Here is a 26886-nt window from a genome sequence, read left to right on the forward strand (position 1 = left end):
GCCATTGAGCATGGGACTCGAAGAAAAGCTGCCGAGCGGCTTCCTGCTGACCACCGTCGAGCAGGCCGCGGGGTGGGTGCGCAAGTCGTCCGTCTTTCCCGCCACCTTCGGCCTCGCCTGCTGCGCCATCGAGATGATGACGACAGGGGCGGGCCGCTACGACCTGGCGCGCTTCGGCATGGAGGTCTTCCGCGGCTCGCCGCGGCAGGCCGACCTGATGATCGTCGCCGGGCGTGTCAGCCAGAAGATGGCACCGGTTCTGAGGCAGGTCTACGACCAGATGCCGAACCCCAAGTGGGTGATCTCCATGGGGGTCTGCGCCTCTTCGGGCGGCATGTTCAACAACTACGCGATCGTGCAGGGCGTCGATCACATCGTCCCCGTCGACATCTACCTCCCGGGCTGCCCGCCGCGGCCCGAGATGCTGATGGACGCGATCCTCAAGCTCCACCAGAAGATCCAGTCCTCGAAGCTCGGCGTGAACGCCGAGGAAGCGGCCCGTGAGGCGGAGGAAGCGGCGCTCAAGGCGCTCCCCACCATCGAGATGAAGGGGCTGCTGCGGTGAGCGACGCGAACGGCAACGCCAAGAGCCCGACCGGAGACGGCAAGGGCAGGAGCCCCGGAGACGGCAAGGGCACGGGCCCGGCCGGCGACGGCACGAACGGCGCCAACCCGGAGAAGGACCTCGGCGCCTCCAACCTCCCGGGCCAGCGCGGCGACGGCGGCGAGGAGATCCGCGTCCAGCGCGGCATGTTCGGCGCGAACAACGGCGGGGACACCTCCGGATACGGCGGCCTGGTCCGCTCGATCCGCCTCCCCGGCCCGGCCGCCCGCCCTTACGGCGGCTGGTTCGACGAGGTCGCCGACGAACTCGAAGGCGCCCTGGAGGAACAGGGCCTGGTCCCGGAGAACGCGATCGACAAGACGATCGTCGACCGCGACGAGCTCACCTTCCACGTCGAACGCGAGCACCTGCTCCAGGTCGCCAGGACCCTGCGCGACGACCCGGCCCTGCGCTTCGAGCTCTGCACCGGAGTGAGCGGGGTGCACTACCCGGCCGACAAGGGCCGCGAACTGCACGCCGTCTACCACCTGCGCTCGCTCACCCACAACCGGCTGATCCGCCTCGAAGTCAGTGCCCCCGACAGCGACCCGCGCATCCCGTCCCTCGTCACGGTCTATCCGACCAACGACTGGCACGAGCGCGAGACGTACGACTTCTTCGGCATCGTCTTCGAAGGTCACCCGGCGCTGACGCGGATCATGATGCCGGACGACTGGCAGGGCTTCCCGCAGCGCAAGGACTATCCCCTCGGCGGTATCGCCGTCGAGTACAAGGGCGCCCAGATCCCGGCTCCGGACCAGCGGAGGTCGTACTCATGAGCACGCAGTCAACGAGCGCGCAGTCGGCGGACGCGACGAACGCGCAGTCGGCGTCGGCGCGGGAGACCACCGAGGGCACCGTCTACACGGTCACCGGTGGCGACTGGGACGAGGTCGTCGAGACCGCCGCCAAGGCCGACGACGAGCGCATCGTCGTCAACATGGGCCCTCAGCACCCGTCCACCCACGGTGTGCTCCGGCTCATCCTGGAGATCGAGGGCGAGACGGTCACCGAGGCCCGCTGCGGCATCGGTTACCTGCACACCGGTATCGAGAAGAACCTCGAATACCGGACGTGGACCCAGGGCACCACCTTCGTGACGCGCATGGACTACCTGACGTCCTTCTTCAACGAGACCGCCTACTGTCTCGCCGTCGAGAAGCTCCTCGGCATCGAGGACCAGGTCCCGGACCGCGCGACGATCATCCGGGTGCTCCTGATGGAGCTGAACCGGCTCTCCTCGCACCTGGTGTGCATCGCCACCGGCGGTATGGAGCTGGGCGCCACCACGATCATGATCTACGGCTTCCGTGATCGTGAACTCATTCTCGACATCTACGAACTCATCACCGGCCTGCGCATGAACCACGCGTTCATCCGCCCCGGCGGCCTCGCCCAGGACCTGCCCCCGGGCGCGGTGGACCACATCCGCGAGTTCGTGAAGAAGATGCAGAAGAACCTTCCCGAGTACGACAAGCTCGCCACCGGGAACCCCATCTTCAAGGCCCGTATGCAGGACGTCGGCCACCTGGACCTGACCGGCTGCATGGCCCTCGGTGCCACCGGACCGATCCTGCGGTCCGCAGGCCTCCCGCACGACCTGCGCAAGGCCCAGCCGTACTGCGGCTACGAGACGTACGACTTCGACGTCCCGACCACGGACACCGCCGACGCGTACGGGCGCTTCCTCATCCGGCTGGAAGAGATGCGCCAGTCGCTCGCGATCGTCGAGCAGTGCCTGGACCGGCTGGAGCCCGGTCCGGTCATGGTCACCGACAAGAAGATCGCCTGGCCCGCCCAGCTCGCGCTCGGCCCCGACGGCCTCGGCAACTCGCTCGACCACATCAAGAAGATCATGGGCACCTCCATGGAGGCCCTGATCCACCACTTCAAGCTGGTGACCGAGGGCTTCCGCGTCCCGCCGGGACAGGCGTACGCGGCCGTCGAGTCACCCAAGGGGGAACTCGGGGTGCACGTCGTGTCCGACGGAGGCACCCGCCCCTACCGGGTCCACTACCGGGACCCGTCCTTCACCAACCTGCAGGCCATGGCGGCGATGTGCGAGGGCGGCCAGATCGCCGACGTCATCGTGGCCGTCGCCTCCATCGACCCCGTGATGGGAGGCGTCGACCGGTGACCACCATTCCTTCCGGGCCGGGCGTACAGCCACAGGGCACACAGCCGCAGGGCCCGGGGCCGCAGGGCGTCAGCCTGGGCATGCCCCAACTGCCCGCGCCCGACTATCCGGCCGACGTCCGGACCCGGCTCGAAGCGGACGCGCGCGAGGTCATCGCCCGCTACCCGGACTCCCGGTCCGCCCTCCTTCCGCTGCTGCACCTCGTGCAGTCGGAGGAAGGCCATGTCACGCGCACGGGGCAGCGGTTCTGCGCGGAGGTGCTCGGCCTCACCACGGCCGAGGTGACCGCGGTCGCGACCTTCTACTCCATGTACCGCCGCAAGCCGAGCGGCGACTACCAGGTGGGCGTCTGCACCAACACGCTGTGCGCGGTCATGGGCGGCGACGCCATCTTCGAAGCCCTCCAGGAGCACCTGGGCGTCGGCAACGGCGAGACCACCGACGACGGCAAGGTCACCCTGGAGCACATCGAGTGCAACGCGGCCTGCGACTTCGCTCCGGTCGTGATGGTCAACTGGGAGTTCTTCGACAACCAGACCGTGGACAGCGCGAAGGGCCTCGTCGACGACCTGCGCGCGGGCACCGAGGTCGAGCCGACCCGCGGCGCCCCCCTGTGCACCTTCAAGGACACCGCCCGCATCCTGGCGGGCTTCCCCGACGAACGCCCCGGCGCCGTCGAGGCGAGCGGCGGCGCGGGCCCCGCCTCGCTGGTGGGCCTGCGGCTGGCCAAGGGGGAGACGGGTCCCGCGCGCGTGGTGCATCCGCGCGGGTCCAAGGCTGCCGGATCGTCCGCGGCCCCCGGTTCTTCCGGAGCCCCAGGAGCCCCCGGGTCCTCCGGGTCCTCCCGGGACGGGTCGGCGCACGACCCGTCACCGGCCGACCCGTCGCCGTCCGGCCAGCCCTCGTCCAAGCACCTCAGTTCGCACGACGCACCGCAGGACACGTCGGCCTCCGACCCGGACCACCCGGCCGGGCCCGCCGCCGAGGAGGGGGAGTGATGACCTTGTCCACTCAGTACGGGGGCACCTCCCGGCCGGAGACCGGAGCGGACCCCGAGAAGGTGCTCGCACCGGTGCTTTCGGCCTTCTGGGACGAGGACAGGTCCTGGACGCTGGACACCTACCGGCGGCACGACGGGTACGAGGGTCTGCGCAAGGCGCTCGCCATGTCACCGGACGACCTCATCGCCTATGTGAAGGAATCCGGACTGCGCGGCCGCGGCGGCGCGGGATTCCCGACGGGAATGAAGTGGCAGTTCATTCCCCAGGGCGACGGAAAGCCTCACTATCTAGTTGTCAACGCCGACGAATCGGAGCCCGGGACCTGCAAGGACATCCCGCTCCTCTTCGCGAACCCGCACAGCCTCATCGAGGGCATCGTGATCGCCTGTTACGCGATCCGGTCTTCGCATGCGTTCATCTATCTGCGGGGTGAAGTCGTCCCCGTGCTGCGGCGGTTGCACGAGGCCGTACGCGAGGCACAGGAGGCGGGCTACCTGGGGGAGAACATCCTGGGCAGCGGACTCGACCTCCAGCTCACCGTGCACGCGGGCGCGGGCGCGTACATCTGTGGTGAGGAGACCGCACTCCTCGACTCGCTCGAAGGCCGCCGTGGGCAGCCGCGACTCCGTCCCCCTTTCCCCGCGGTCGCGGGACTTTATGCCTGTCCCACTGTGGTGAACAACGTCGAGTCGATCGCGTCGGTTCCCGCGATTCTCCACAAGGGCAAGGAATGGTTCCGCTCGATGGGCAGCGAGAAGTCCCCGGGCTTCACGCTCTACTCGCTCAGCGGCCATGTCACCAGCCCCGGCCAGTACGAGGCCCCGCTCGGTGTCACCCTCCGCCAGCTCCTCGACATGAGCGGCGGCATCCGGGCCGGACACCGCCTCAAGTTCTGGACGCCGGGCGGCTCCTCGACCCCGATGTTCACCGACGAACACCTCGACGTCCCTCTCGACTACGAGGGAGTGGGCGCCGCGGGTTCCATGCTCGGCACGAAAGCACTCCAGTGCTTCGACGAGACGACCTGTGTCGTACGGGCCGTCACCCGGTGGACCGAGTTCTACGCCCACGAGTCCTGCGGCAAGTGCACACCCTGCCGCGAAGGCACGTACTGGCTCGTGCAGTTGCTGCGCGACATCGAGGCCGGCAAGGGCGTCATGTCCGACCTCGACAAGCTGAACGACATCGCCGACAACATCAACGGCAAGTCCTTCTGCGCGCTGGGCGACGGCGCCGCCTCACCGATCTTCTCCTCCCTCAAGTACTTCCGTGAGGAGTACGAGGAGCACATCACGGGCCGCGGCTGCCCCTTCGACCCCGCCAGGTCGACGGTCTGGGCCGACAAGGACAAGCACACGGAGGTGAACGCATGACCGTGACCACGAGCGCTCCCTCCGGAGGCGGGGAAGCGGCGGTCCCGCCGGAGGACCTCGTCTCGCTGACCATCGACGGCGTCGAGATCAGCGTGCCCAAGGGCACCCTGGTCATCCGCGCCGCCGAACAGCTCGGCATCGAGATCCCCCGCTTCTGCGACCACCCCCTCCTCGACCCGGCCGGCGCCTGCCGCCAGTGCATCGTCGAGGTCGAGGGCCAGCGCAAGCCCATGGCGTCCTGCACGATCACCTGCACGGACGGGATGGTCGTCAAGACCCATCTCACCTCTCCTGTCGCCGAGAAGGCCCAGAAGGGTGTGATGGAGCTGCTGCTCATCAACCACCCGCTGGACTGCCCCGTCTGCGACAAGGGCGGCGAGTGCCCGCTGCAGAACCAGGCCATGTCCCACGGCGACTCCGAGTCCCGCTTCGAGGGCAAGAAGCGGACGTACGAGAAGCCCGTCCCGATCTCCACCCAGGTGCTGCTCGACCGCGAGCGGTGCGTGCTGTGCGCCCGCTGCACCCGGTTCTCCAACCAGGTCGCGGGCGACCCCATGATCGAACTGATCGAGCGGGGCGCGCTCCAGCAGGTCGGCACCGGCGAGGGCGACCCCTTCGAGTCGTACTTCTCCGGGAACACCATCCAGATCTGCCCCGTCGGGGCGCTCACCTCGGCGGCGTACCGATTCCGCTCGCGGCCCTTCGACCTCGTCTCCTCGCCCTCCGTGTGCGAGCACTGCTCCGGCGGCTGCGCGACCCGCACCGACCACCGGCGCGGCAAGGTCATGCGGCGCATCGCGGCCAATGACCCCGAGGTCAACGAGGAGTGGATCTGCGACAAGGGACGGTTCGGCTTCCGGTACGCGCAGCAGCGGGACCGGCTGACGACGCCCCTGGTGCGCGGCGCTTCCGGTGAGCTGGAGCCCGCCTCCTGGCCCGAGGCACTGGAGGCGGCGGCCCAGGGACTCCTGGCGGCCCGCTCCCGGGCCGGTGTCCTCACCGGCGGCCGGCTGACCGTCGAGGACTCCTACGCGTACAGCAAGTTCGCGCGCGTGGCCCTCGACACCAACGACATCGACTTCCGCGCGCGCGTGCACAGCGCCGAGGAGGCCGACTTCCTGGCCGCCCGCGTCGCCGGCCGCGGCCGGGACCTCGACGGTACGGGCGTCACGTACACGGCACTGGAGAAGGCGCCCGCGGTCCTGCTCGCCGGATTCGAGTCCGAGGAGGAGGCGCCCGGCGTCTTCCTGCGGCTGCGCAAGGCGTGGCGCGGACACGGACAGCAGACCTTCTCGCTGGCCACGCACGCGACCCGCGGCCTGGAGAAGGCGGGCGGCACCCTGCTGTCGGCCGCCCCCGGCACCGAGACCGCGTGGCTGGACGCGCTCGCCTCAGGCACCGGCCTGGAGGACGACGGGGCGAAGGCCGCCGAGGCACTGCGCCTGCCGGGCGCCGTGATCGTCGTCGGTGAACGGCTGGCCTCCGTGGCGGGCGGGCTCACCGCCGCCGTACGGACCGCCACCGCCACCGGCGCCCAGCTGGTGTGGATCCCGCGCAGGGCCGGGGAGCGCGGCGCGATCGAGGCGGGGGCGATGCCCTCGCTGCTGCCCGGCGGACGCCCCGCCACCGACCCGCGCGCGCGGGACGAGGTCATCGGGGCCTGGCGGATCGGCGCGCTTCCGCACCGGCACGGCCGTGACACCGGACAGATCGTCGAGGCCGCCGCCACCGGCGAACTCTCCGCGCTCGTCGTGGCGGGCGTCGAGGTCGCCGACCTCCCCGACCCCACGCGCGCGCGTGCGGCCCTGTCCGAAGTGGGCTTCCTGGTCTCGCTCGAACTGCGTCCCAGTGAGATCACCGCGCACGCGGACGTCGTGTTCCCGGTCGCCGCGGTCGCCGAGAAGGCGGGCACCTTCCTCAACTGGGAGGGCCGGGCCCGTCTCTTCGAGGCCGCCCTCAAGCCCGACCAGATGACCCGCCGGGTGGCGCCCACCGACGCGCGCGTCCTGCAGATGCTGGCCGACGCCATGGACGTCCACCTGGGACTGCCCGACCTGCGGACCGTGCGCGCGGAGCTGGACCGGCTCGGCGCCTGGGACGGGCCGCGGGCCGCCGAACCGCTGGTGAGCGCGGCGCAGTCGCCGCGGCCCGCCGCCGGGGAGGCCGTGCTCGCCGGGCACCGGCTGCTGCTCGACCAGGGCCGCCTCCAGGAGGGCGACGAGGCGCTCGCCGGGACCCGGCACGAGGCCCACGCGCGCGTGTCGGCCGCCACGGCCGCCGAGGCGGGCGTCAAGGACGGCGACACGCTGGCCGTCACCGGGCCCTCGGGAGCGGTCGAACTCCCGCTGCGGATCACGCAGATGCCCGACCGGGTGGTCTGGCTCCCGCTGAACTCCGCCGGGGGAGGCGTCGCCTCGGACACGGGCGCGGCCCCCGGCGCACTCGTCCGCATCGGTCCGGCGACGCTCGCCGGCGAGGCCCCCAAGGAGGTGGAGGCATGACCCCGAACCTCACCGCGCCGGTCTACCTGGCCGCGGAGGACCTCTCCGTGTTCGGCCGGGACGTCTGGTGGCTGGTCGTCATCAAGGCGGTCTTCTGCTTCGCCTTCCTGATGCTCACCGTGCTCTTCTCCATCGTGTGGGAGCGCAAGGTCGTCGCCTGGATGCAGCTGCGCATCGGCCCCAACCGGCACGGCCCCTGGGGCATGCTCCAGTCGCTCGCCGACGGCATCAAGCTGATGCTCAAGGAAGACCTGATCGTCAAGCGCGCGGACAAGGTCGTCTACGTCCTCGCGCCGATCGTGGCGGCCATCCCGGCCTTCATGGCGATCGCCGTGATCCCCTTCGGGCCGCCCGGCAACGAGATCTCGATCTTCGGCCAGCGCACCACGATGCAGCTCACGGACCTGCCGATCGCGATGCTCTACATCCTCGCGGTCGCCTCGGTGGGCATCTACGGCATCGTGCTCGCGGGCTGGTCCTCCGGGTCGACGTATCCGCTGCTCGGCGGCCTGCGCTCGTGCGCGCAGATGATCTCCTACGAGATCGCCATGGGCGCCGCGTTCGCGTCGGTGTTCCTGTACTCCGGCTCGATGTCCACCTCGGAGATCGTCGCCCAGCAGGAGGACCGCTGGTTCGTCATCCTGCTGCCGGTGTCGTTCCTGATCTACATCGTGACGATGGTCGGCGAGACCAACCGCGCCCCCTTCGACATGCCGGAGTCCGAGGGCGACCTGGTCGGCGGCTTCAACACCGAGTACTCGTCCATCAAGTTCGCGCTGTTCATGCTCGCCGAGTACGTGAACATGGTGACCGTCTCGGCGGTCTCCGTGACGCTCTTCCTGGGCGGCTGGCGGGCCCCCTGGCCGATCAGCACCTTCTGGGAGGGCGCCAACCACGGCTGGTGGCCGATGCTGTGGTTCGTCATCAAGGTGCAGCTGCTGCTGTTCTTCTTCATCTGGCTGCGCGGCACGCTGCCCCGCGTCCGCTACGACCAGCTGATGAAGCTCGGCTGGAAGGTCCTGATCCCGGTCTCCGTGGTCTGGCTGATGCTCGTCGCGACCGTACGGACCCTGCGCAACGAGAACTACGACTTCGCCGACATCGCCCTGTACGTGGGCGGCGGCGTCCTCGTCCTGCTGCTGCTCTCGTTCGTCGTCGACATGTTCCGCGAACGCAAGGACGCCGAGGGCGCCAAGCAGGCACTGGACGAAACCGCCGCCTTCGACCCGATGGCGGGCGGCTATCCCGTGCCGCCGCTGCCCGGACAGGAGTTGCCGCCGGTGCCCAGGCGCCGCCCGCGCCGGGAGCGGGAGTTGATTGTCAGTGGTGGCATGAATACTGACAGTGACGGATCCGATGGACCTCGTGACGGAAAGGAGGCGTCCGATGGCTGATGAGCAGAAGGAGACCAAACCCGGTTTCCAGAACCCCGTCGCAGGCTTCGGCGTGACCTTCAAGGCCATGTTCAAGAAGCGGCTGACCGAGCAGTATCCGGAGCAGGAGAAGACCACCGCACCGCGCTTCCACGGCCGGCACCAGCTCAACCGGCATCCGGACGGCCTGGAGAAGTGCGTCGGCTGCGAGCTGTGCGCCTGGGCGTGTCCCGCCGACGCCATCTATGTGGAGGGCGCGGACAACACCGAGGAGGAGCGCTACTCCCCGGGCGAGCGGTACGGACGCGTCTACCAGATCAACTACGCCCGCTGCATCCTGTGCGGCCTGTGCATCGAGGCGTGCCCCACGCGCGCGCTGACGATGACCAACGAGTTCGAGCTGGCCGACAGCAGCCGCGCCAACCTCATCTACACCAAGGAGCAGCTGCTCGCCGGTCTGGAGGAGGGCATGGTCGAGTCGCCGCACTCGATCTTCCCGGGCACGGACGAGCAGGACTACTACCGGGGGCTGGTGACGGAGGCCGCGCCCGGCACGGTGCCGCAGGTCGCCGTCTCCAAGGGCGAGGTCCCGCAGGAGAGCGAGTCCACCTTCGGTCCTGACGAGCCCGCGTCGGAGCAGGTGATCGGCCGATGACCGCCCAACTGGCCGCCCACTCCGGCTCCCTGGCCGCCGACGCCGGCGCCTTGCTGGCGGCCTACTCGACCTCCACGGGCGAGGCCGTCCAGTTCTGGATCCTCGGTACGGTCGCCGTGATCGGCGCCCTGTGCACCGTCCTCATGAAGAAGTCCGTGCACAGCGCGCTCTGCCTCGCCGGCACCATGATCGTCCTGGCGGTGTTCTACCTCGCCAACGGCGCCTACTTCCTGGGCATCGTGCAGGTAGTCGTCTACACGGGCGCGATCATGATGCTGTTCCTCTTCGTGGTCATGCTCGTCGGTGTCACCGCGGCGGACTCCCTCAAGGAGACCATCAAGGGCCAGCGCTGGCTGGCCCTCCTGTGCGGCCTGGGCTTCGGCATCCTGCTGTGCGCCGGCATCGGCAACGCGTCACTGACCGAGTTCGAGGGCCTGGCCCAGGCCAACGCGGGCGGCAACGTGGAGGGCCTCGCGGCCCTCATCTTCACGAAGTACGTCTTCGCCTTCGAGATCACCGGCGCCCTGCTCATCACGGCCGCCGTCGGCGCGATGGTGCTCACCCACCGCGAGCGCACCGAACGGGCCAAGACCCAGCGCGAGCTGGCCGAGGAACGCGTACGGGCGAACAAGCAGCTTCCGCCGCTGCCCGCACCCGGTGTGTACGCCCGGCACAACGCGGTGGACATCGCCGGTCTCCTCCCGGACGGCACCCCGTCCGAACTGACCGTCATCAGCACGCTGCGCGAGCGCGGCCAGATCCGCGATGTGTCGGACCAGGCCATCAAGGACCTCAAAGCGCTCGAACAGCGTTCCGGGGAGCGGCTCGGCCGCGAAGGCCGCGAAGAGGAGGCCGCGAAGTGAACCCCGTCAACTACCTGTACCTCGCCGCCCTGTTGTTCACGATCGGCGCCTCGGGTGTCCTGATCAGGCGGAACGCGATCGTGGTGTTCATGTGCATCGAGCTGATGCTCAACGCGTGCAACCTCGCGTTCGTCGCCTTCTCCCGGATGCACGGCAATCTCGACGGCCAGATCATCGCCTTCTTCACGATGGTCGTCGCCGCCGCGGAGGTCGTGGTCGGGCTCGCGATCATCGTGTCGCTGTTCCGTTCCCGCCACTCGGCCTCGGTCGACGACGCCAGCCTGATGAAGCTGTAAGGGGTCGCTGAATCGTGGACAACTTGATTGCGCTGCTTGTCGCGGCACCTCTGCTCGGAGCGGCCGTACTGCTGTGCGGCGGCAGGCGGCTCGATGCCGTCGGCCACTGGATCGGCACGGTCCTCGCGTCCGCCTCCTTCGTGATCGGCGCGATCCTCTTCGCCGACATGCTGGGCAAGGACGAGGAACACCGGGCCATCGGGCAGCACCTGTTCAGCTGGATCCCCGTCGAAGGCTTCCAGGCGGACGTCGCCTTCCAGCTCGACCAGCTGTCGATGACGTTCGTGCTGCTGATCACCGGCGTCGGCTCGCTCATCCACGTGTACTCGATCGGGTACATGGAGCACGACGAGCGCCGCCGCCGTTTCTTCGGCTATCTGAACCTCTTCCTCGCGGCGATGCTGCTGCTCGTCCTCGCCGACAACTACCTGCTCCTGTACGTCGGCTGGGAGGGCGTGGGCCTCGCCTCGTACCTGCTCATCGGCTTCTGGCAGCACAAGCCCAGTGCCGCGACCGCCGCGAAGAAGGCCTTCCTGGTCAACCGCGTCGGTGACATGGGCCTGTCGATCGCCATCATGCTGATGTTCACCACCTTCGGGACCTTCGCCTTCGGGCCGGTCCTGGAGGCCACCGGTGAGACCGGCGAGGGCAAGCTCACCGCCATCGGGCTGATGCTGCTGCTCGCCGCCTGCGGCAAGTCCGCCCAGGTGCCGCTGCAGTCCTGGCTCGGGGACGCGATGGAGGGCCCGACCCCGGTCTCGGCCCTCATCCACGCCGCGACCATGGTGACCGCGGGGGTGTACCTGATCGTCCGCTCCGGGGAGATCTTCAACGCCGCCCCGGACGCCCAGCTCGTCACCACCGTCGTCGGAGCGGTCACGCTCCTCTTCGGTGCGATCGTCGGTTGCGCCAAGGACGACATCAAGAAGGCGCTCGCCGGTTCGACCATGTCGCAGATCGGCTACATGATCCTCGCGGCGGGCCTCGGCCCGATCGGCTACGTCTTCGCGATCATGCACCTGGTGACGCACGGCTTCTTCAAGGCCGGGCTCTTCCTCGGCGCCGGTTCGGTCATGCACGGCATGAACGACGAGGTCGACATGAGGAAGTACGGCGGCCTGCGCAAGCACATGCCCGTCACCTTCGTGACGTTCGGCCTCGGCTACCTCGCCATCATCGGCTTCCCGGGCCTGTCCGGCTTCTTCTCCAAGGACAAGATCATCGAGGCCGCCTTCGCCAAGGGCGGCACCGAGGGCTGGATCCTCGGAAGCGTGGCCCTGCTGGGCGCGGCCATCACCGCGTTCTACATGACGCGCGTGATGCTGATGACCTTCTTCGGCGAGAAGCGCTGGCAGCCGGACGAGAAGGGCAACGAACCGCACCCGCACGAGTCGCCGAGGTCCATGACGATCCCCATGATCGTGCTGGCCTTCGGATCGGTCTTCGCGGGCGGCTTCTTCGGCATCGGCGACCGCTTCCTGCACTGGCTGGAGCCCGTCACCGAGCACGCCCACGGACACCCGCCGATCGGCGCGACGGCCATCACGCTCTCCACGGTGACCGTCATGATCGTCGGCGTCGGCCTCGCCTACCTGCAGTACGGGCGCCGTCCCGTCCCGGTCGTCGCCCCGCGCGGCTCCCTGCTCACCAGGGCCGCCCGGCGCGACCTCCTCCAGGACGACTTCAACCACGTCGTCCTGGTGCGCGGCGGCGAACACCTCACGCGCTCCCTGGTGTACGTCGACCACACCCTGGTCGACGGGGTCGTCAACGGCACGGCGGCCTCGATGGGCGGTCTGTCCGGACGGCTCCGCAAGCTGCAGAACGGCTACGCGCGCTCGTACGCCGTCTCGATGTTCGGCGGTGCGGCGATCCTCATCGCCGCGACCCTGCTGATGAGGGCGGTCTGATACCGATGTCCTTTCCTCTGCTGACAGCGACGGCGGCCCTCCCGGCGATCGGGGCGATCGCCACGGCCGCCGTGCCGGCCGCCCGCCGCACCGCCGCCAAATGGCTGGCGCTGCTCGTCTCGCTCGCCACCCTGGCCCTCGCCGTGATCGTCCTGGTCCGCTTCGACCCCGACGGCGACCGCTACCAGCTCACCGAATCGCACTCCTGGATCAAGGACTTCGGGGTGCGGTACGAGCTGGGCGTGGACGGCATCGCGGTGGCGCTGATCGCGCTGACCGCCCTGCTCATCCCGTTCGTGATCCTCGCGGGCTGGCACGACGCCGACCCGCTGGAGACCCACAGCAGCCGCTGGCGGCCGACCCAGGGCTTCTTCGCCCTGATCCTCGCCGTCGAGGCGATGGTGATCATCTCCTTCGAGGCCACCGACGTCTTCCTCTTCTACATCTTCTTCGAAGCCATGCTCATCCCGATGTACTTCCTCATCGGCGGCTTCGGGGACCGGGCCCACGCGGGCTCGGACGAACACGCGGCGGCACAGCGTTCGTACGCCGCCGTGAAGTTCCTCCTCTACAACCTGGCCGGCGGCCTGATCATGCTGGCCGCCGTGATCGGCCTCTACGTGGTGGCGGGGAACTTCTCGCTCCAGGAGATCGCCGAGGCGCGGGCCAACGGCTCGCTGGACATGGCGACCAACACCGAACGATGGCTGTTCCTGGGCTTCTTCTTCGCCTTCGCGGTGAAGGCGCCCCTGTGGCCGCTCCACACCTGGCTGCCCAACGCCATGGGGGAGTCCACCGCCCCGGTCGCCGTACTGATCACCGCGGTGGTCGACAAGGTGGGCACCTTCGCGATGCTCCGCTTCTGCCTCCAGCTCTTCCCGGAGGCCTCGAAGTGGGCGACGCCCGCGATCCTCGTCCTCGCCCTGATCAGCATCATCTACGGGGCGCTGCTCGCGGTCGGCCAACGGGACATCAAGCGCCTTGTGGCGTACGCGTCGATCTCCCACTTCGGGTTCATCATCATGGGCATCTTCGCGATGACCAGCCAGGGGCAGTCGGGCGCGACGCTCTACATGGTCAACCACGGGATCTCGACCGCCGCGCTGATGCTGGTGGCCGGCTTCCTGATCACCCGGCGCGGCTCGCGTCTGATCGCCGACTACGGAGGGGTGCAGAAAGTCGCCCCGGTGCTCGCGGGCACCTTCCTGATCGGCAGCCTGGCGACGCTGTCGCTACCGGGACTGGCGCCGTTCGTGAGTGAGTTCCTGGTCCTGATCGGCACGTTCGCGCGCTACCCGGTGATCGGGATCATCGCCACCTTCGGCATCGTCCTCGCCGCGCTCTACACCCTCGTCCTCTACCAGCGGACGATGACGGGCCCGGTGAAGCCCGAGGTCTCGGCGATGCCCGACCTCAAGGTGCGCGAGCTCGTGGTGGTCGCCCCGCTGATCGCCCTGCTGATCTTCCTCGGCGTCTACCCGAAGCCCCTGACCGACATCGTCAACCCGGCGGTCAAGCAGACCATGTCCGACGTACACAAGAAGGACCCCAAGCCCGAGGTGGAGGCCGCCAAGTGAGCACTACAGCCGTCCACAGCCTGTGGACAACGGCGGCCGATCCGATCCAGAAGATCGACGCGCCGAACATCGAGTACGGGCAGCTGGCCCCCACCCTGATCGTCATCGGGGCGGCGGTCATCGGCATCCTGGTCGAGGCCTTCGTGCCCCGCAGGTCCCGCTACTACGTGCAGGTCTTCGTCTCCGTCGTCGCCCTCGCCGCCGCGTTCGCCGCGGTGGTCGCCCTCGCGGCGAGCGGATACGGCACCACGAAGGCCGGGATCGCCGCGATGGGCGCCGTCGCGGTCGACGGACCCGCGCTCTTCCTGCAGGGCGTCATCCTGCTCGCCGGCGTACTGGGCGTGTTCACGTTCGCCGAACGGCGCCTCGATCCCGTGGCGCACGGCAACCGCGTCGACTCGTTCGCCGCGCAGGCCGCCTCCGTACCGGGCAGCGACAGCGAGAAGGCCGCCGTCAAGGCGGGCTTCACCACCACCGAGGTGTTCCCGCTGCTGCTCTTCGCCATCGGCGGCATGCTCGTCTTCCCGGCGGCGAACGACTTGCTGACCCTCTTCATCGCGCTCGAAGTCTTCTCGCTGCCGCTGTACCTGCTCTGCGCCGTGGCCCGCCGCAAGCGGATCATGTCGCAGGAGGCCGCGGTCAAGTACTTCCTGCTCGGCGCCTTCGCCTCCGCGTTCACCCTCTTCGGCATCGCCCTGCTCTACGGCTACGCCGGCTCCGTGTCGTACGCGACGATCGCCCAGGTCGTCGACGGCACGGTCGAGACGGTGAACCCGGCCCTCGCCGACACCATGGGCAACGACGCGCTGCTGCTCATCGGCGCCGCGATGGTCGTCATGGGCCTGCTGTTCAAGGTCGGCGCGGTGCCGTTCCACATGTGGACCCCGGACGTCTACCAGGGCGCGCCGACCCCGGTGACCGGCTTCATGGCCGCCGCGACCAAGGTGGCCGCCTTCGGCGCGCTGCTGCGGCTCCTGTACGTCGTCCTGCCGGGCCTGCGCTGGGACTGGCGGCCGGTGATGATGGGCGTCGCCGTCGTCACCATGCTGGGCGGCGCGATCGTCGCGATCACCCAGACCGACATCAAGCGGCTCCTCGCGTACTCGTCCATCGCGCACGCGGGATTCATCCTCGCGGGTGTCATCGCGATGACACCGGACGGTGTGTCGTCGGTGCTCTTCTACCTGGGCGCCTACTCGTTCGTGACGATCGGCGCGTTCGCGGTGGTCACCCTCGTCCGTGACGCGGGCGGCGAGGCCACGCACCTGTCCAAGTGGGCCGGTCTCGGACGCAGGTCACCGCTGGTGGCCGCCGTGTTCGCGGTCTATCTGCTGGCCTTCGCGGGCATCCCGCTGACCTCCGGCTTCGCGGGCAAGTTCGCCGTGTTCAAGGCGGCGGCCGAGGGCGGCGCGGGCGCGCTGGTCGTGGTCGGTGTGATCTCGTCGGCCATCGCGGCGTTCTTCTACATCCGGGTGATCGTGCTGATGTTCTTCAGCGAACCGCGTCCGGAGGGACCCACGGTCGCCGTGCCGTCGCCCCTGACGATGACGGCTATCGCGGTGGGCGTGGCGGTCACGCTGGTGCTCGGTGTGGCGCCGCAGTACTTCCTGGATCTGGCGGGTCAGGCGGGCGTCTTCGTCCGCTGAGGTCTTACGGTCCGTGGGCCCCGGTTCCGCCTGGAACCGGGGCCCACGCCGTTCTCCGGGCACGGTCCGGCGGGCACACCGCGCAGATACTCCGTCGCAGCCTGTGGATAACTCCGACGCTGTCGGTGCGGACCCCTATCGTGGACGCAGTGGTCGAGGCGCGACGTACGGGGGACGGGACGATGGGCGGGACGGGTGTGATGACAGAGGTGGCGGAGAGCGAAGCGCTCGCAACGCTCCACCGGGTCTTCGGTTACGAGGCCTTCCGCGGCGAGCAGGAAGCCGTCATCGAGCATGTGGTGAGCGGCGGGGACGCGGTCGTCCTCATGCCCACGGGCGGCGGAAAGTCGCTCTGCTACCAGATTCCGGCCCTGGTCAGACCCGGCACGGGCGTGGTGGTCTCCCCGCTGATCGCGCTGATGCAGGACCAGGTGGACGCGCTGCGGGCGCTCGGCGTGCGCGCCGGGTTCATGAACTCCACGCAGGACTTCGACGAGCGGCGCACGGTCGAGGCCGAGTTCCTCGCGGGCGAGCTCGACCTGATCTACCTCGCGCCGGAGCGGCTGCGCCTGGAGTCCACGCTCGACCTCCTCAAGCGCGGAAAGATCTCCGTCTTCGCGATCGACGAGGCGCACTGCGTCTCCTCGTGGGGCCACGACTTCCGCCCCGACTACCTCTCGCTCTCCCTGCTCGGCGAGCGCTGGCCGGACGTACCGCGCATCGCGCTGACCGCGACGGCCACGCACGCGACGCACAAAGAGATCACCGAGCGCCTGGGCATGCCGGACGCCCGCCACTTCGTGGCCAGCTTCGACCGGCCCAACATCCAGTACCGGATCGTGCCGAAGGCCGACCCGAAGAAGCAGCTGCTGGCCTTCCTCCAGGAGGAGCACGCGGGCGACGCGGGCATCGTGTACTGCCTGTCGCGCAACTCGGTGGAGAAGACGGCCGAGTTCCTCGCCCGCAACGGCATCGCGGCGGTGCCGTACCACGCGGGTCTCGACTCGGGCACGCGCGCCGCCCACCAGTCGCGGTTCCTGCGCGAGGAGGGCCTGGTGGTGTGCGCGACCATCGCCTTCGGCATGGGCATCGACAAGCCGGACGTCCGGTTCGTCGCCCACCTGGACCTGCCCAAGTCCGTCGAGGGCTACTACCAGGAGACGGGCCGCGCGGGCCGTGACGGGATGCCGTCCACAGCCTGGATGGCCTACGGCCTGAACGACGTCATACAGCAGCGCAAGATGATTCAGTCGAGCGAGGGCGACGAGGCGTTCCGCCGCCGGGCCGCCGCGCATCTCGAAGCGATGCTCGCGCTGTGCGAGACCGCCCAGTGCCGGCGCGGTCAGCTGCTCACCTACTTCGGCCAGGACGACGTGGCCGAGGCATGCGGGAACTGCGACACCTGTCTGGTCCCGCCCGAGACCTGGGACGGCACGGTCGCGGCCCAGAAGGTGCTGTCCACGGTGGTGCGGCTGCAGCGCGAGCGGGGGCAGAAGTTCGGGGCGATCCAGATCGTCGACATCCTGCTCGGGCGCAAGACGGCCAAGGTCATCCAGTTCGACCACGACCAGCTGTCCGTCTTCGGCATCGGTGAGGAGCTGGACGAGGGCGCGTGGCGCGGTGTCGTACGGCAGATGCTGGCCCAGGGCCTCCTCGCGGTCGAGGGCGCGTACGGGACGCTGGTGCTGACCGAGGCGAGCGGCACGGTGCTGCGGCGGGAGCGGGAGGTGCCGCTGCGCAAGGAGCAGCCGAAGCCGGCGACGTCCCGCGGCTCGTCCTCCTCGTCCGGTTCCGGCCGGGCCGAGCGCAAGGCCAAGGCGGCGGCCGCGGCGGCCGAGATGCCCTCCGAACTGCTCCCCGCCTTCGAGGCACTGCGCTCCTGGCGTGCGGGCCAGGCCAAGGAGCAGGGAGTCCCGGCGTACGTCATCTTCCACGACGCGACCCTGCGGGAGATCGCCACACTGTGGCCCACCTCGGTCCCGGAGCTGGGCGGCATCAGCGGCATCGGCGAGAAGAAACTGGCGACGTACGGGGAGGGCGTGGTCGGCGTCCTCGCATCCCTGGACAAGCCCGCGGCAACCCAGAAACCAACCCCTCCACGCCGCAGCGACGGCGACCCCGACCTCCACTGGCCAGAAATGGAACCAGAACCAGAACCGGAGGACTGGGACGCATAGGGGCACCCGTGCCCCCTAAGGGGCGCGGGGAACGGCGCGCTCAACCCCCACACACCCGCACCCAACACCCAACGGCAAGCCCCCGCCTCTAAGGGGCGCGGGGAACTGCGCGACCAGCCCCCACCGGCCCGCGCGTCACAACGCCCGTGACGCGTAGGCCCTGACATCCGCGTCGGTGTCCGACGAGACGCCGGCGAGCGCCGTCCGCGCGGCTTCGGCCACCGCGGTCGAGTCGTCGGCGGCCTTCGTACCCGCGTGCCGGACGAGCGCCAGCACCGCCGCCTTGCGGACGTCCGCGTTCGGATCGCCCAGCGCCTCGGCGAGCGCCGGCACGGCGACGCCGGCATCCGCCACGGACAGCGCGGCGGAGGCCCCGGCCCGCACCTGCCACGCGGGGTCGGACAGCGCAAGAACGGCCCGCGCGGCCGACCCCGCCGAGCCCCCCGTCCCGCCCAGCGCAGCAAACGCAGCCCCGCGGACCAGCGCATCCGCATCCTCGGTGAGCCGGTCGAGCGCATCGAGGACGACACCGGCCCCGGTACCGGCGCCCGCGCCCGGACCCACCGTGGCCAGCGCCTTGGCCACGGCCACCCGCACCTCCCGGGAGGGATCGGCCGCCGCCAGGGCCAGGGCGTCGGCCGCGTCGACCGACACCAGCGCCCGGACCGCCTCGATGCGGACCGACGCGTCGGGGGCGTCCAGCGCGGGAGCGAAGAGACCGGCGTCGCCCAGCCGCAGGGCCCGCAGGACGTCGAGCGCGGCGGCGCGCACGACGGGGTCGGACTGGGCGAGGGCGAGCGTGAGCGGCTCGCGCAGGGCCGGTTCGGGTGTGAGCGTCTCGACGAGTTCGCGCAGGGAGGCCGCGGCGGCGGCGCGTACGGCACGGTCGGCGTCGACGAGCGCACCGGCCAGCGCGGGACCCGTACCGACGGGGGCGGTCTCGGTGAGCACGGCGACGGCAGCCCGTCGTACGGCGGGCTCGGGGTCGGTCAGATAGGGCAGGACGGCGACGAGTTCGGGCTCCTCCTCGGCGAGGGCGAGAAGGTCGAGGAGCCGCGGCGAGGCACCGGCGCCGGCGTGAAGGCCGGTGTCGATGTCGGGCCCCGCGGTGGTGGTCGGCCCGGCGGCGACCGGCGCCGCGTCCCGGGCGCCGGCCGTGGCCACCCCCTCGGGGTGGACCTCGCCGATGTGCCGGGAGGCCCCGCCGACGGGGGCGAAACCGTCGACGGGGACGGCGTAGGGAGCGACGGGACGAGCGGTGAAGGTCATCGAACCGGAGGGGGACTTGTGCAGGTCGAGGTGGTGGAACCAGGAGGAGTCGTCGCGCGCGGGATGATCCGTGCGGTCGTGGTAGAGCCCCCAGCGGGACTCCGTGCGGGCCAGCGAGGCACGGGCCGCCATCTCCGCGCAGTCGCGGATGAAGGTGACCTCCGCGCACCGCATCAGCTCGTGCGGAGTGCGCCCGCCCATCTCGGAGATGTCCACGCGCATCCGCTCGAAGGACTCCAGGGCGAGCGACAGCCGGGCCCCGGATTTGGGCGGGGCCACGTAGTCGTTCACGAAGCGGCGGAGCTTGTACTCGACCTGGGTCTGGGGCGGCCCGTCCGGGTTGGACAGCGGACGGTAGACCAGCTCGTGCGCCTCGCGCAGCTGGTCCTGCGGCAACTCGTCCTCGTGGGCGCGGTACTGCGCCGCGTCCGCTCCCGCGAGGTCCCCGAACACGAACGCGCCGATCATGTAGTTGTGCGGGACACAGGCCAGGTCCCCGGCGGCGTACAGCCGCGGCACGGTCGTCCGCGCCTGGTCGTCGACCCGTACGCCCGAGGCCGAGTGGCCGCCGCACAGACCGATCTCGGAGATGTGCATCTCCACGTCGTGGGTGCGGTAGTCGTGCCCGCGGCCGGCGTGGAAGGTGCCGCGGGTGGGCCGCTCGGTCGAGTGCAGGATCGACTCCAGCGAGGCGATCGACTCCTCCGGGAGATGGCTGAGCTTCAGGTAGACGGGACCGCGGTCGGAGGCGACCTCCGCGGCGAACTCCGCCATCATCTGCCCCGACCAGTAGTCGGAGTCGACGAAGCGCTCGCCGTGCCGGTTGACCTGGTAGCCGCCGAAGGGGTTGGCGACGTACGCGCAGGCGGGCCCGTTGTAGTCCTTGATCAGCGGGTTGATCTGGAAGCACTCGATGCCGGTCAGTTCCGCGCCGGCGTGGTAGGCCATGGCGTAGCCGTCACCGGCGTTCGTCGGGTTCTCGTACGTCCCGTAGAGGTAGCCGGAGGCGGGCAGGCCGAGCCGGCCGCAGGCGCCGGTGGCCAGGATCACCGCGCCCGCGCGGACGGTGACGAACTGCCCGGTGCGGGTGTTGAAGCCCGCCGCGCCCACCGCCCGCCCGCCGTCGGTCAGTACGCGCACCGGCATGACCCGGTTCTCGATCCGGATGCGTTCGCGCATCTCGCGCCGCCGCAACTGCCGGTAGAGGACCTTCTTCACGTCCTTGCCCTCGGGCATCGGCAGCACGTACGAGCCGGACCGGTGGACCTGGCGCACCGCGTACTCGCCGTACTCGTCCTTCTCGAACTTCACGCCGTACGACTCCAGCCGCTGGACCATCGCGAAACCGCGGGTGGCGGTCTGGCGGACGGTGGACTGGTCGACGATGCCGTCGTTGGCGCGGGTGATCTCGGCGACGTAGTCGTCGGGTTCGGCGCGGCCCGGGACGACCGCGTTGTTGACGCCGTCCATGCCCATGGCGAGCGCGCCGGAGTGCCGTACGTGTGCCTTCTCCAGGAGGAGCACGTCGGCGCCGTGCTCGGCGGCGGTCAGCGCCGCCATCGTGCCGGCCGTGCCGCCGCCGATGACGAGGACGTCGCAGGAGAGCTCCTCGGCGTCACCGAGAGCGGGGATCTCCACAAGGGTGCCCGGAGCGTCCGGGCCGGCCGGGGTTTTCACCAAGGTGCCTTTCAGGTGCTGAGGGAGGTGAGGACTTCGCGCCGCAGGGCCGCCCGCGCCGGGTCGTCGTGCGCCGCACGGTCGCGGGGGCGCGGCACCTCGCATACGGCGGTCAGCCGGCCGGATCCGAGGAGCGCCACGCGGTCCCCGAGGAACAGGGCCTCGTCCACGTCGTGGGTGACGAAGACGACGGTCGCGCCCGTGCCGTGCAGCACCTCCACCAGCAGGTCCTGCATGCCGGCGCGGGTCTGGGCGTCGAGGGCGCCGAACGGTTCGTCCATCAGGACGGCGCGCGGACGCGGGGCGAGCGCACGGGCCAGTTGCGCGCGCTGGCGCTGGCCCCCGGAGACGCGGTGCGGCAACTGCCCCGACCGGTCGGCGAGTCCGACCCGGTCGAGCCAGGACTGGGCCTGCCTCCTGCGTTCGGTACGCGGCACGCCCTTGATGGCCAAGGGCAGTTCGACGTTGGCGCGCAGGGTGAGCCAGGGGAGCAGCGCGTCCTCCTGGAACACCAGCGCGCGGGTGGCCGCCGGTCCCTCGATCCGCAGGCCGTCCTGTTCCACCGCCCCGGCCAGGGCGGGCAGCAGTCCGGCCAGGGTGCGCAGCAGCGTCGACTTGCCGCAGCCCGAGGAGCCGACGACGGTGAGGATCTCGCCCGGCGAGACGTCCAGGTCGACGTCGGCCAGGGCGGTGGAGTCGGGGCGGCCGAGGGTGGCCGCACGGAGGGTGAGCCGGGTACCGCGTACCGGCGCGGGCTCGTTCACGGAAGCCGCCGAAGCCGCCGAAGCCGCCGAAGCCGCTGGGTCCGCCGGGGCCCGTCCGGTGGATGTGCGGGTCTCAGACGAGGTGCTCATCGCGGGCCTCCTCGGGCCGGACGGCGGTGGGGGCGGGGCCCGCCGGAGCGGCGCGGCCGGGTGTCCTGGCGCGGGCCCCGGGGACGTACGACGTGCGGGGGAGCCAGCGGGTCAGGCGGCGGCCGAGGAGTTCCACGGCCGTGGAGGTGAGCCAGCCAAGGATGCCGATCGTCACCATGCCGACGAAGACGCCGGGGTAGTCGACGACGGTGTAGTCCTGCCAGGTGCGGTAGCCGACGCCGTACTGGCCGGAGATCATCTCGGCGGAGATCACACAGATCCACGAGACGCCGATACCGACCGAGAGGCCGCCGAAGATGCCGGGCAGGGCGCCCGGCAGGACCACCGTGGCGAGGATCCGGCCGCGCCCGCCGCCCATGGTGCGCACCGCCTCCTCCCAGACGGGGGTCAGCGCGCGGACCGCGTGCCGGGTGGAGACCAGTACGGGGAAGAAGGCGGCGGCGCAGGTGATGAAGACGATGCCCTGTTCGTTGCTGGGGAACAGCAGGATCGCCACGGGGACGAGGGCGATCGCGGGGATCGGCCTGAGCACTTCGAGGAGCGGGCCGAGCAGGTCCTCGGCGAGCCGGGAGCGGGCCACGGCCACGCCGGTGGCGATGCCGAGGACGGCTGCCAGGAGGAAGCCCGTGAGGATCCGGGTGAGGCTGTCGGTGAGATCAGTCCAGTAGTCGTCCCCGCCGAGCCGTTCGCCGAAGGCGCGGGCCACGTCGGCGACGGTCGGGAACTGCGAGAACCGCAGCCACAGGTCCACGTCCAGGCTGGTCAGCAGCTGCCAGGCGACCAGGGCGGTGGTGAGGGAGGCGGCGCGCAGCGCATAGCGGGCCGCTCCGGTGCGCCCCCTCACGACGGCTCCGGAGCGTCCGCGGCGCGCGCCAGCGCGCCGGCGTACGGGAGCGTGCGCGCGCCCTCGTGCCCGGCGGCGTACGCCCGCGCGCCGGCCGCCGTGACGAACGGCAGCAGCGCGTCTTTGTCGGCCACCCAGACGGCCTTGTCGGCGAACCAGAGGGTCCCGGTGGTGGTGTCGGGGACGTACGCGGCACGGACGGAGGCTTTGTGCGCGGAGACGTGACGCAGGAGAGCGGAGGGCGACGTGAAGGTACGGGTCTCGGTGGCGCCCTCGGGCCACACCTCGCTCGCGGTGGCGGGAGGAGCCGCGGCGAGCTGCTCGGCGTACGCACTCGTGCCCAGCGCGCGCTTGACGTATCGGTCGTCCACGAAGGCGTCCACGTCGATGTCCCCGACGAGCTTCGCGGACTTCAGGACGGCGACGTCCTTCTTCAGGGCGGAGATCAGCCGGGGTTGCAGTGCCAGGCCGAAGGTGGCGATGCCGTGCCCGCCGTTGTAGAGGTGGACGACCTCGGCGGGCAGCCCGGTAGCCTTCGCGACCTTCTCCGACGCGCTCACGGGATGGTCGTGGAGGTAGTCCGTCGCCTGCGACTGCGCTTTGAGGAAGGCTTCGAGCACGGCGGGGCGCTTCTTCGCGAAGTCCTGGCGGGCGGTGACCCCGTGGAAGGTCGGCAGGTTCAGTTCGGCGCCGTCGTAGAGGGCTTTCGCCTTGCCCTGGAAGGCGAGCAGGCCGGGCCAGGCGACGAACTGCGAGAGCGCGTCCGCGCTGCCCGCCGAGAGCGCCGAAGCCCCCACCGCGGGCTGCTGGTTGAGCTTCTCGATGTCGTCCTGCGGGTCGATCCCGGCGCGCTGCAGGGCCCGTACGAGGGTGCCGTCGGCCGCCGAGCCGATACTCGTCGACACCTTCTTGCCGCGCAGGTCCTTCAGGGAGGAGAGCTTCGAGTCCGGTGCGGTGACGATGGTGTTGAGGCCGCCGCGCAGGTTGTAGCCGGTGACGGAGACGAGGCGGGTGGGGCGGCCGAGCTGGGTGCCGCGGGCCGCGTTGATCAGCAGCGGGAAGTCGCCCATCGAGCCGATGTCGATCTTTCCGGCGGTCATCTGCGCGGTGATCGGGGCGCCGGTCGCGTAGTCCTGCCAGTTCACCTTGTAGGTCCTGCCGTCGCCCAGCGCGTTCAGCTGCTTCTCGAAGTAGCCGAGGGAGCGCAGGAGGGTGCCCGCCGTGACCGTGTTGATGGTCTTGGACTGGTAGCCGACGGTGACGGTGACCGTGGAGCCGTCACCGGCCTCGGCGTCGCCGCCGCAGCCGGCCAGCGGGAGCAGCAGGGCGACGGCGGTGGCCGCGACCGCGGAACGCCTCGGGGGCGTGCGTTTCTTGCAGGTCATGGGGGTTCGGGCCTCTCACCGGAGCAGATAGGGCATGTTGACCGTGACGGCTCCGGTGGGACAGCGGGCCGCGCACGGGCCGCAGTACCAGCACTCGTCGACGTGCATGTAGGCCTTGCCGTTGCTCTCGTCGATGGCGAGGGAGTCCAGCGGGCACATGTCCACACAGAGCGTGCAGCCGTCGATGCACTTCGACTCGTCGATGGTCACGGGCACGTCGGCCCGCTGGGGCGCCAAGGGCATGGCTGTCTCCAGGGAAGTCCCGCCGAGGCGGGCGAGGGGGTGAAGGAGTCAGAGCGAGCGGCGCAGCAGACCGCTCATCGTGATGCGGTCGCCGCGGAAGCGGATGAACTCCAGGTCGACGGGCCGGCCGTCGGCGAGGTGCGTGAGACGTTCCAGCATCAGGACGGCCGAGCCGCGCGGGGCCTGCAGCACGGTCGCGGAGTGCGCGTCGGCGTTGACGGCCTCCAGGGTGATCTCGGCGTGGCCGAGCGGCTGTCCGGTGATGGCTTCCAGGAGGCGGAAGACGTCGGTGTTCTCCAGGTCGGCGCCGAGCAGGGCGGTGCCGAGGTCGAGCGGGATGTAGGTGAGGTCGAGGGAGAGCGGCAGGCCGTTCAGCCGCCGGAGCCGTTCGATGTAGAGGACGTCGGAGCCGACGGGTACGCGGAGCCGTTCGGCGACCGGGGCCGGTGCGGCGACGGGGCCGGCCGAGCGGACCTCGTTGCTGACGCGGCCGTGTTCGCGCAGGGTCTCCGCGAGTCCCATCAGCCGGTCGAGCCCGTGCGGGTACTTCTCGGCGACGACGACCGTGCCGACGCCGGGCAGCCGTTCCACCAGGCCCTCGGCCCGCAGCAGGTCGAGGGCCTGGCGCACGGTGTTGCGCGTGGTGCGGTAGTCGGCGCCTATGGCGGTCTCGTGCGGCAGCGTGCCGTCCGGGAAGCCGCCCGTCAGCACCTGCTGGCGCAGCAGGTCGGCGAGCTGTCTGGCCTGGTCCGCACGCAGCCTGCGCCGGCGGGCGGCGACGGTGGTCGCGCCCTGGCCGGCGTGGTCTCGGATGCGTTCGGTGGGCATGCGTCGGACCCTACCCAGGGGGTGGGGGAGTTGGTGTTGCTGGAGTGTTGCGCCACCGGTCGCTCCGCGGGGTGTGCGGTTGAGCTGGGCTTATGCCCGGGGTGCGGCAAGATCTGCCACTGCGCTGGCTGCTGTGGTGTGCGGGTTTCGGCGGCGCGGGGTTGTTCGTCGGGTGCGGGTCCGGTGGGGGCTTGTCGCGCAGTTCCCCGCGCCCCTGACGGGCGCCCTGGCGGGCGGCCCTTGAGGGTGGCCCTGGCGGGGCCGGTCGGTACGTGCACGGGTGCGGGTCCGGTGGGGGCTTGTCGCGCAGTTCCCCGCGCCCCTGGAGGGGCGCCCGGGTGGGCGCCTTCCCCAAGGGTTACGCGGTTGGCACCACCCTGCCTGTCACCTCGCCGAGGCCTACCCGGGTGCCGTGTGGGCCCGGGGCCCAGGCCGTCAGGGTTACCACGTCGGCGTCCTCCAGGAACGTTCGCTTGCCCGTGGGGAGTTCGAGGGTGTCGCGGCCGTTCCAGGTCAGTTCGAGGAGCGAACCCCGTTCGTCGTCCGAGGCCCCGCTCACCGTGCCCGACCCGTACAGGTCGCCCGTGCGCAGCGAGGCGCCGTTCACGGTCATGTGGGCCAGCTGCTGCGCGGCCGTCCAGTACATCGTGGAGAACGGCGGCTCGGACACCACATGGCCGTTGACCGCGACGGAGATGCGCAGGTCGTAGCCGCCGGGGTCCTCCGAGGCGTCCTCGGTCGTGTCGTCCAGGTAGGGGAGGAGGGGGTGCGTGCGCGCGGGGGGCGCGACCCGGGCGTCCTCCAGTGCGTCGAGCGGGGTGATCCAGGCAGACACCGACGTGGCGAAGGACTTGCCGAGGAAGGGGCCGAGAGGGACGTACTCCCAGGCCTGGAGGTCGCGTGCGGACCAGTCGTTGAGGAGGCAGAGCCCGAAGACGTGGTCGCGGAAGTCGCTCAGCGCCACCGGCGTGCCCATCGGGGAGGGCGTACCGACGACGAAGCCGACCTCCGCCTCGATGTCCAGCCGGACGGACGGGCCGAAGACCGGCGCCGGGTCCGCCGGAGCCTTGCGCTGGCCCGACGGGCGTACGACGTCGGTCCCCGAGACCACCACCGTGCCCGACCGGCCGTGGTAGCCGATCGGCAGATGCTTCCAGTTGGGGGTGAGGGAGTCCTCGGCGTCGGGCCGGAAGATCCGGCCGACGTTCCGGGCGTGGTTCTCGGAGGCGTAGAAGTCGACGTAGTCGGCCACCTCGAAGGGGAGATGGAGGGTCACCTCGGAGAGCGGGTGCATCAGGGGCGCGACCGTCTCGCGGTGCGCGGGCACCGTCACCCACGCGGTGAGCGCCCGCCGGACGTCCGACCACGCCGTGCGGCCGGCCGCGAGCAGCGGGTTGAGCGTGGGGCGCGCGAGCAGGGCCGCGTACGGGGAGCCCAGTTCCACCGCGGCGGCCCCCGCGTCCAGGACGTGGTCGCCCAGCCGCACGCCCACACTCCGGCGACCGGCGCCGCCCGAGGAGCCGCCGGAGGAGCCCTCAGGGGAGCCGTCCGGGGAGTTGTTCAGGGAGAAGACGCCGTACGGAAGATTGTGCGGGCCGAAGGGATCGCCCTCGGGGACATCGAAGGGGGGCATGGGGTGCTGCCTCGCTTTC

The 26886-nt window shown here is 70.5% G+C and carries 21 protein-coding genes; 14 read left to right on the forward strand and 7 right to left on the reverse strand.

Features of this window, described 5'->3' with window-relative positions:
* Positions 1-10 precede the first annotated feature (10 nt).
* The 14 genes from C6Y14_RS35130 (at position 11) to recQ (ending at position 18113) form a co-directional block, all read left to right on the forward strand.
* Positions 11-565: a NuoB/complex I 20 kDa subunit family protein gene (locus C6Y14_RS35130; RefSeq protein ID WP_018528252.1), complete on the forward strand. Its 555-nt coding sequence runs from the start codon at positions 11-13 to the stop codon at positions 563-565.
* A complete protein-coding gene (locus C6Y14_RS35135; RefSeq protein ID WP_225891439.1) occupies positions 562-1383 on the forward strand; it encodes an NADH-quinone oxidoreductase subunit C in 822 nt (273 codons plus the stop codon). The genes C6Y14_RS35130 and C6Y14_RS35135 overlap by 4 nt, the downstream gene beginning before the upstream one ends.
* Entirely contained in the window at positions 1380-2741 is a 1362-nt protein-coding gene (locus tag C6Y14_RS35140) for an NADH-quinone oxidoreductase subunit D (RefSeq protein ID WP_107020922.1), read from the forward strand. The genes C6Y14_RS35135 and C6Y14_RS35140 overlap by 4 nt, the downstream gene beginning before the upstream one ends.
* A gap of 80 nt (positions 2742-2821) precedes the next feature.
* Entirely contained in the window at positions 2822-3739 is a 918-nt protein-coding gene (gene nuoE / locus C6Y14_RS35145) for an NADH-quinone oxidoreductase subunit NuoE (RefSeq protein WP_107021020.1), read from the forward strand.
* Positions 3739-5115, forward strand: coding sequence for an NADH-quinone oxidoreductase subunit NuoF (gene nuoF, locus C6Y14_RS35150; RefSeq protein WP_107020923.1), 1377 nt, complete (start codon positions 3739-3741; stop codon positions 5113-5115). The genes nuoE and nuoF overlap by 1 nt, the downstream gene beginning before the upstream one ends.
* A complete protein-coding gene (locus tag C6Y14_RS35155) occupies positions 5112-7616 on the forward strand; it encodes an NADH-quinone oxidoreductase subunit G (RefSeq protein ID WP_107020924.1) in 2505 nt (834 codons plus the stop codon). The genes nuoF and C6Y14_RS35155 overlap by 4 nt, the downstream gene beginning before the upstream one ends.
* Positions 7613-9010 carry an NADH-quinone oxidoreductase subunit NuoH gene (gene nuoH, locus C6Y14_RS35160; protein ID WP_107020925.1) on the forward strand — a complete coding sequence of 466 codons (1398 nt, stop codon included), beginning with the start codon at positions 7613-7615 and terminating at the stop codon, positions 9008-9010. The genes C6Y14_RS35155 and nuoH overlap by 4 nt, the downstream gene beginning before the upstream one ends.
* The gene (gene nuoI / locus C6Y14_RS35165; protein WP_107020926.1) at positions 9003-9644 is read left to right on the forward strand and encodes an NADH-quinone oxidoreductase subunit NuoI; all 642 of its coding nucleotides are present in this window, start codon (positions 9003-9005) and stop codon (positions 9642-9644) included. The genes nuoH and nuoI overlap by 8 nt, the downstream gene beginning before the upstream one ends.
* Positions 9641-10507 carry an NADH-quinone oxidoreductase subunit J gene (locus C6Y14_RS35170; protein ID WP_107020927.1) on the forward strand — a complete coding sequence of 289 codons (867 nt, stop codon included), beginning with the start codon at positions 9641-9643 and terminating at the stop codon, positions 10505-10507. The genes nuoI and C6Y14_RS35170 overlap by 4 nt, the downstream gene beginning before the upstream one ends.
* Complete coding sequence (gene nuoK, locus C6Y14_RS35175) at positions 10504-10803, forward strand: NADH-quinone oxidoreductase subunit NuoK (RefSeq protein ID WP_069171239.1); 300 nt, start codon at positions 10504-10506, stop codon at positions 10801-10803. Before C6Y14_RS35170 ends, nuoK begins: the two co-directional genes overlap by 4 nt.
* 14 nt (positions 10804-10817) lie before the next feature.
* Positions 10818-12713 (forward strand): NADH-quinone oxidoreductase subunit L, encoded by a 1896-nt coding sequence (gene nuoL, locus C6Y14_RS35180; RefSeq protein ID WP_107020928.1) that lies wholly within the window; start codon positions 10818-10820, stop codon positions 12711-12713.
* 5 nt (positions 12714-12718) lie between these two features.
* Positions 12719-14290, forward strand: a complete 1572-nt coding sequence (locus tag C6Y14_RS35185; protein ID WP_107020929.1) for an NADH-quinone oxidoreductase subunit M — start codon at positions 12719-12721, stop codon at positions 14288-14290.
* Positions 14287-15936 carry an NADH-quinone oxidoreductase subunit NuoN gene (gene nuoN, locus C6Y14_RS35190; protein ID WP_107020930.1) on the forward strand — a complete coding sequence of 550 codons (1650 nt, stop codon included), beginning with the start codon at positions 14287-14289 and terminating at the stop codon, positions 15934-15936. The genes C6Y14_RS35185 and nuoN overlap by 4 nt, the downstream gene beginning before the upstream one ends.
* A gap of 182 nt (positions 15937-16118) precedes the next feature.
* Positions 16119-18113: a DNA helicase RecQ gene (gene recQ, locus C6Y14_RS35195; protein ID WP_107020931.1), complete on the forward strand. Its 1995-nt coding sequence runs from the start codon at positions 16119-16121 to the stop codon at positions 18111-18113.
* Positions 18114-18248: 135 nt separating this feature from the next.
* Here recQ and C6Y14_RS35200 read toward each other — a convergent pair whose 3' ends face one another.
* The 7 genes from C6Y14_RS35200 to fahA all read right to left on the reverse strand — a co-directional run bounded on the left by C6Y14_RS35200 (position 18249) and on the right by fahA (position 26867).
* Entirely contained in the window at positions 18249-21059 is a 2811-nt protein-coding gene (locus C6Y14_RS35200; protein ID WP_404828868.1) for a fumarate reductase/succinate dehydrogenase flavoprotein subunit, read from the reverse strand.
* Positions 21060-21070: 11 nt separating this feature from the next.
* Entirely contained in the window at positions 21071-21913 is an 843-nt protein-coding gene (locus C6Y14_RS35205) for an ABC transporter ATP-binding protein (protein ID WP_107020933.1), read from the reverse strand.
* Positions 21897-22778, reverse strand: coding sequence for an ABC transporter permease (locus C6Y14_RS35210; protein ID WP_107020934.1), 882 nt, complete (start codon positions 22776-22778; stop codon positions 21897-21899). Before C6Y14_RS35210 ends, C6Y14_RS35205 begins: the two co-directional genes overlap by 17 nt.
* Positions 22775-24163, reverse strand: a complete 1389-nt coding sequence (locus tag C6Y14_RS35215; RefSeq protein WP_107020935.1) for an ABC transporter substrate-binding protein — start codon at positions 24161-24163, stop codon at positions 22775-22777. The genes C6Y14_RS35210 and C6Y14_RS35215 overlap by 4 nt, the downstream gene beginning before the upstream one ends.
* Before the next feature lie 15 nt (positions 24164-24178).
* Positions 24179-24406, reverse strand: coding sequence for a 4Fe-4S dicluster domain-containing protein (locus C6Y14_RS35220; protein WP_010986276.1), 228 nt, complete (start codon positions 24404-24406; stop codon positions 24179-24181).
* A gap of 48 nt (positions 24407-24454) precedes the next feature.
* Positions 24455-25234 carry a GntR family transcriptional regulator gene (locus C6Y14_RS35225; RefSeq protein ID WP_107020936.1) on the reverse strand — a complete coding sequence of 260 codons (780 nt, stop codon included), beginning with the start codon at positions 25232-25234 and terminating at the stop codon, positions 24455-24457.
* Positions 25235-25592: 358 nt separating this feature from the next.
* The gene (fahA, locus tag C6Y14_RS35230) at positions 25593-26867 is read right to left on the reverse strand and encodes a fumarylacetoacetase (RefSeq protein ID WP_107020937.1); all 1275 of its coding nucleotides are present in this window, start codon (positions 26865-26867) and stop codon (positions 25593-25595) included.
* Between the last annotated feature and the right edge of the window lie 19 nt (positions 26868-26886).

Origin of the sequence: Streptomyces dioscori, from assembly GCF_003024195.1 — a bacterium.
Taxonomy (GTDB): Bacteria; Actinomycetota; Actinomycetes; order Streptomycetales; family Streptomycetaceae; genus Streptomyces; species Streptomyces dioscori.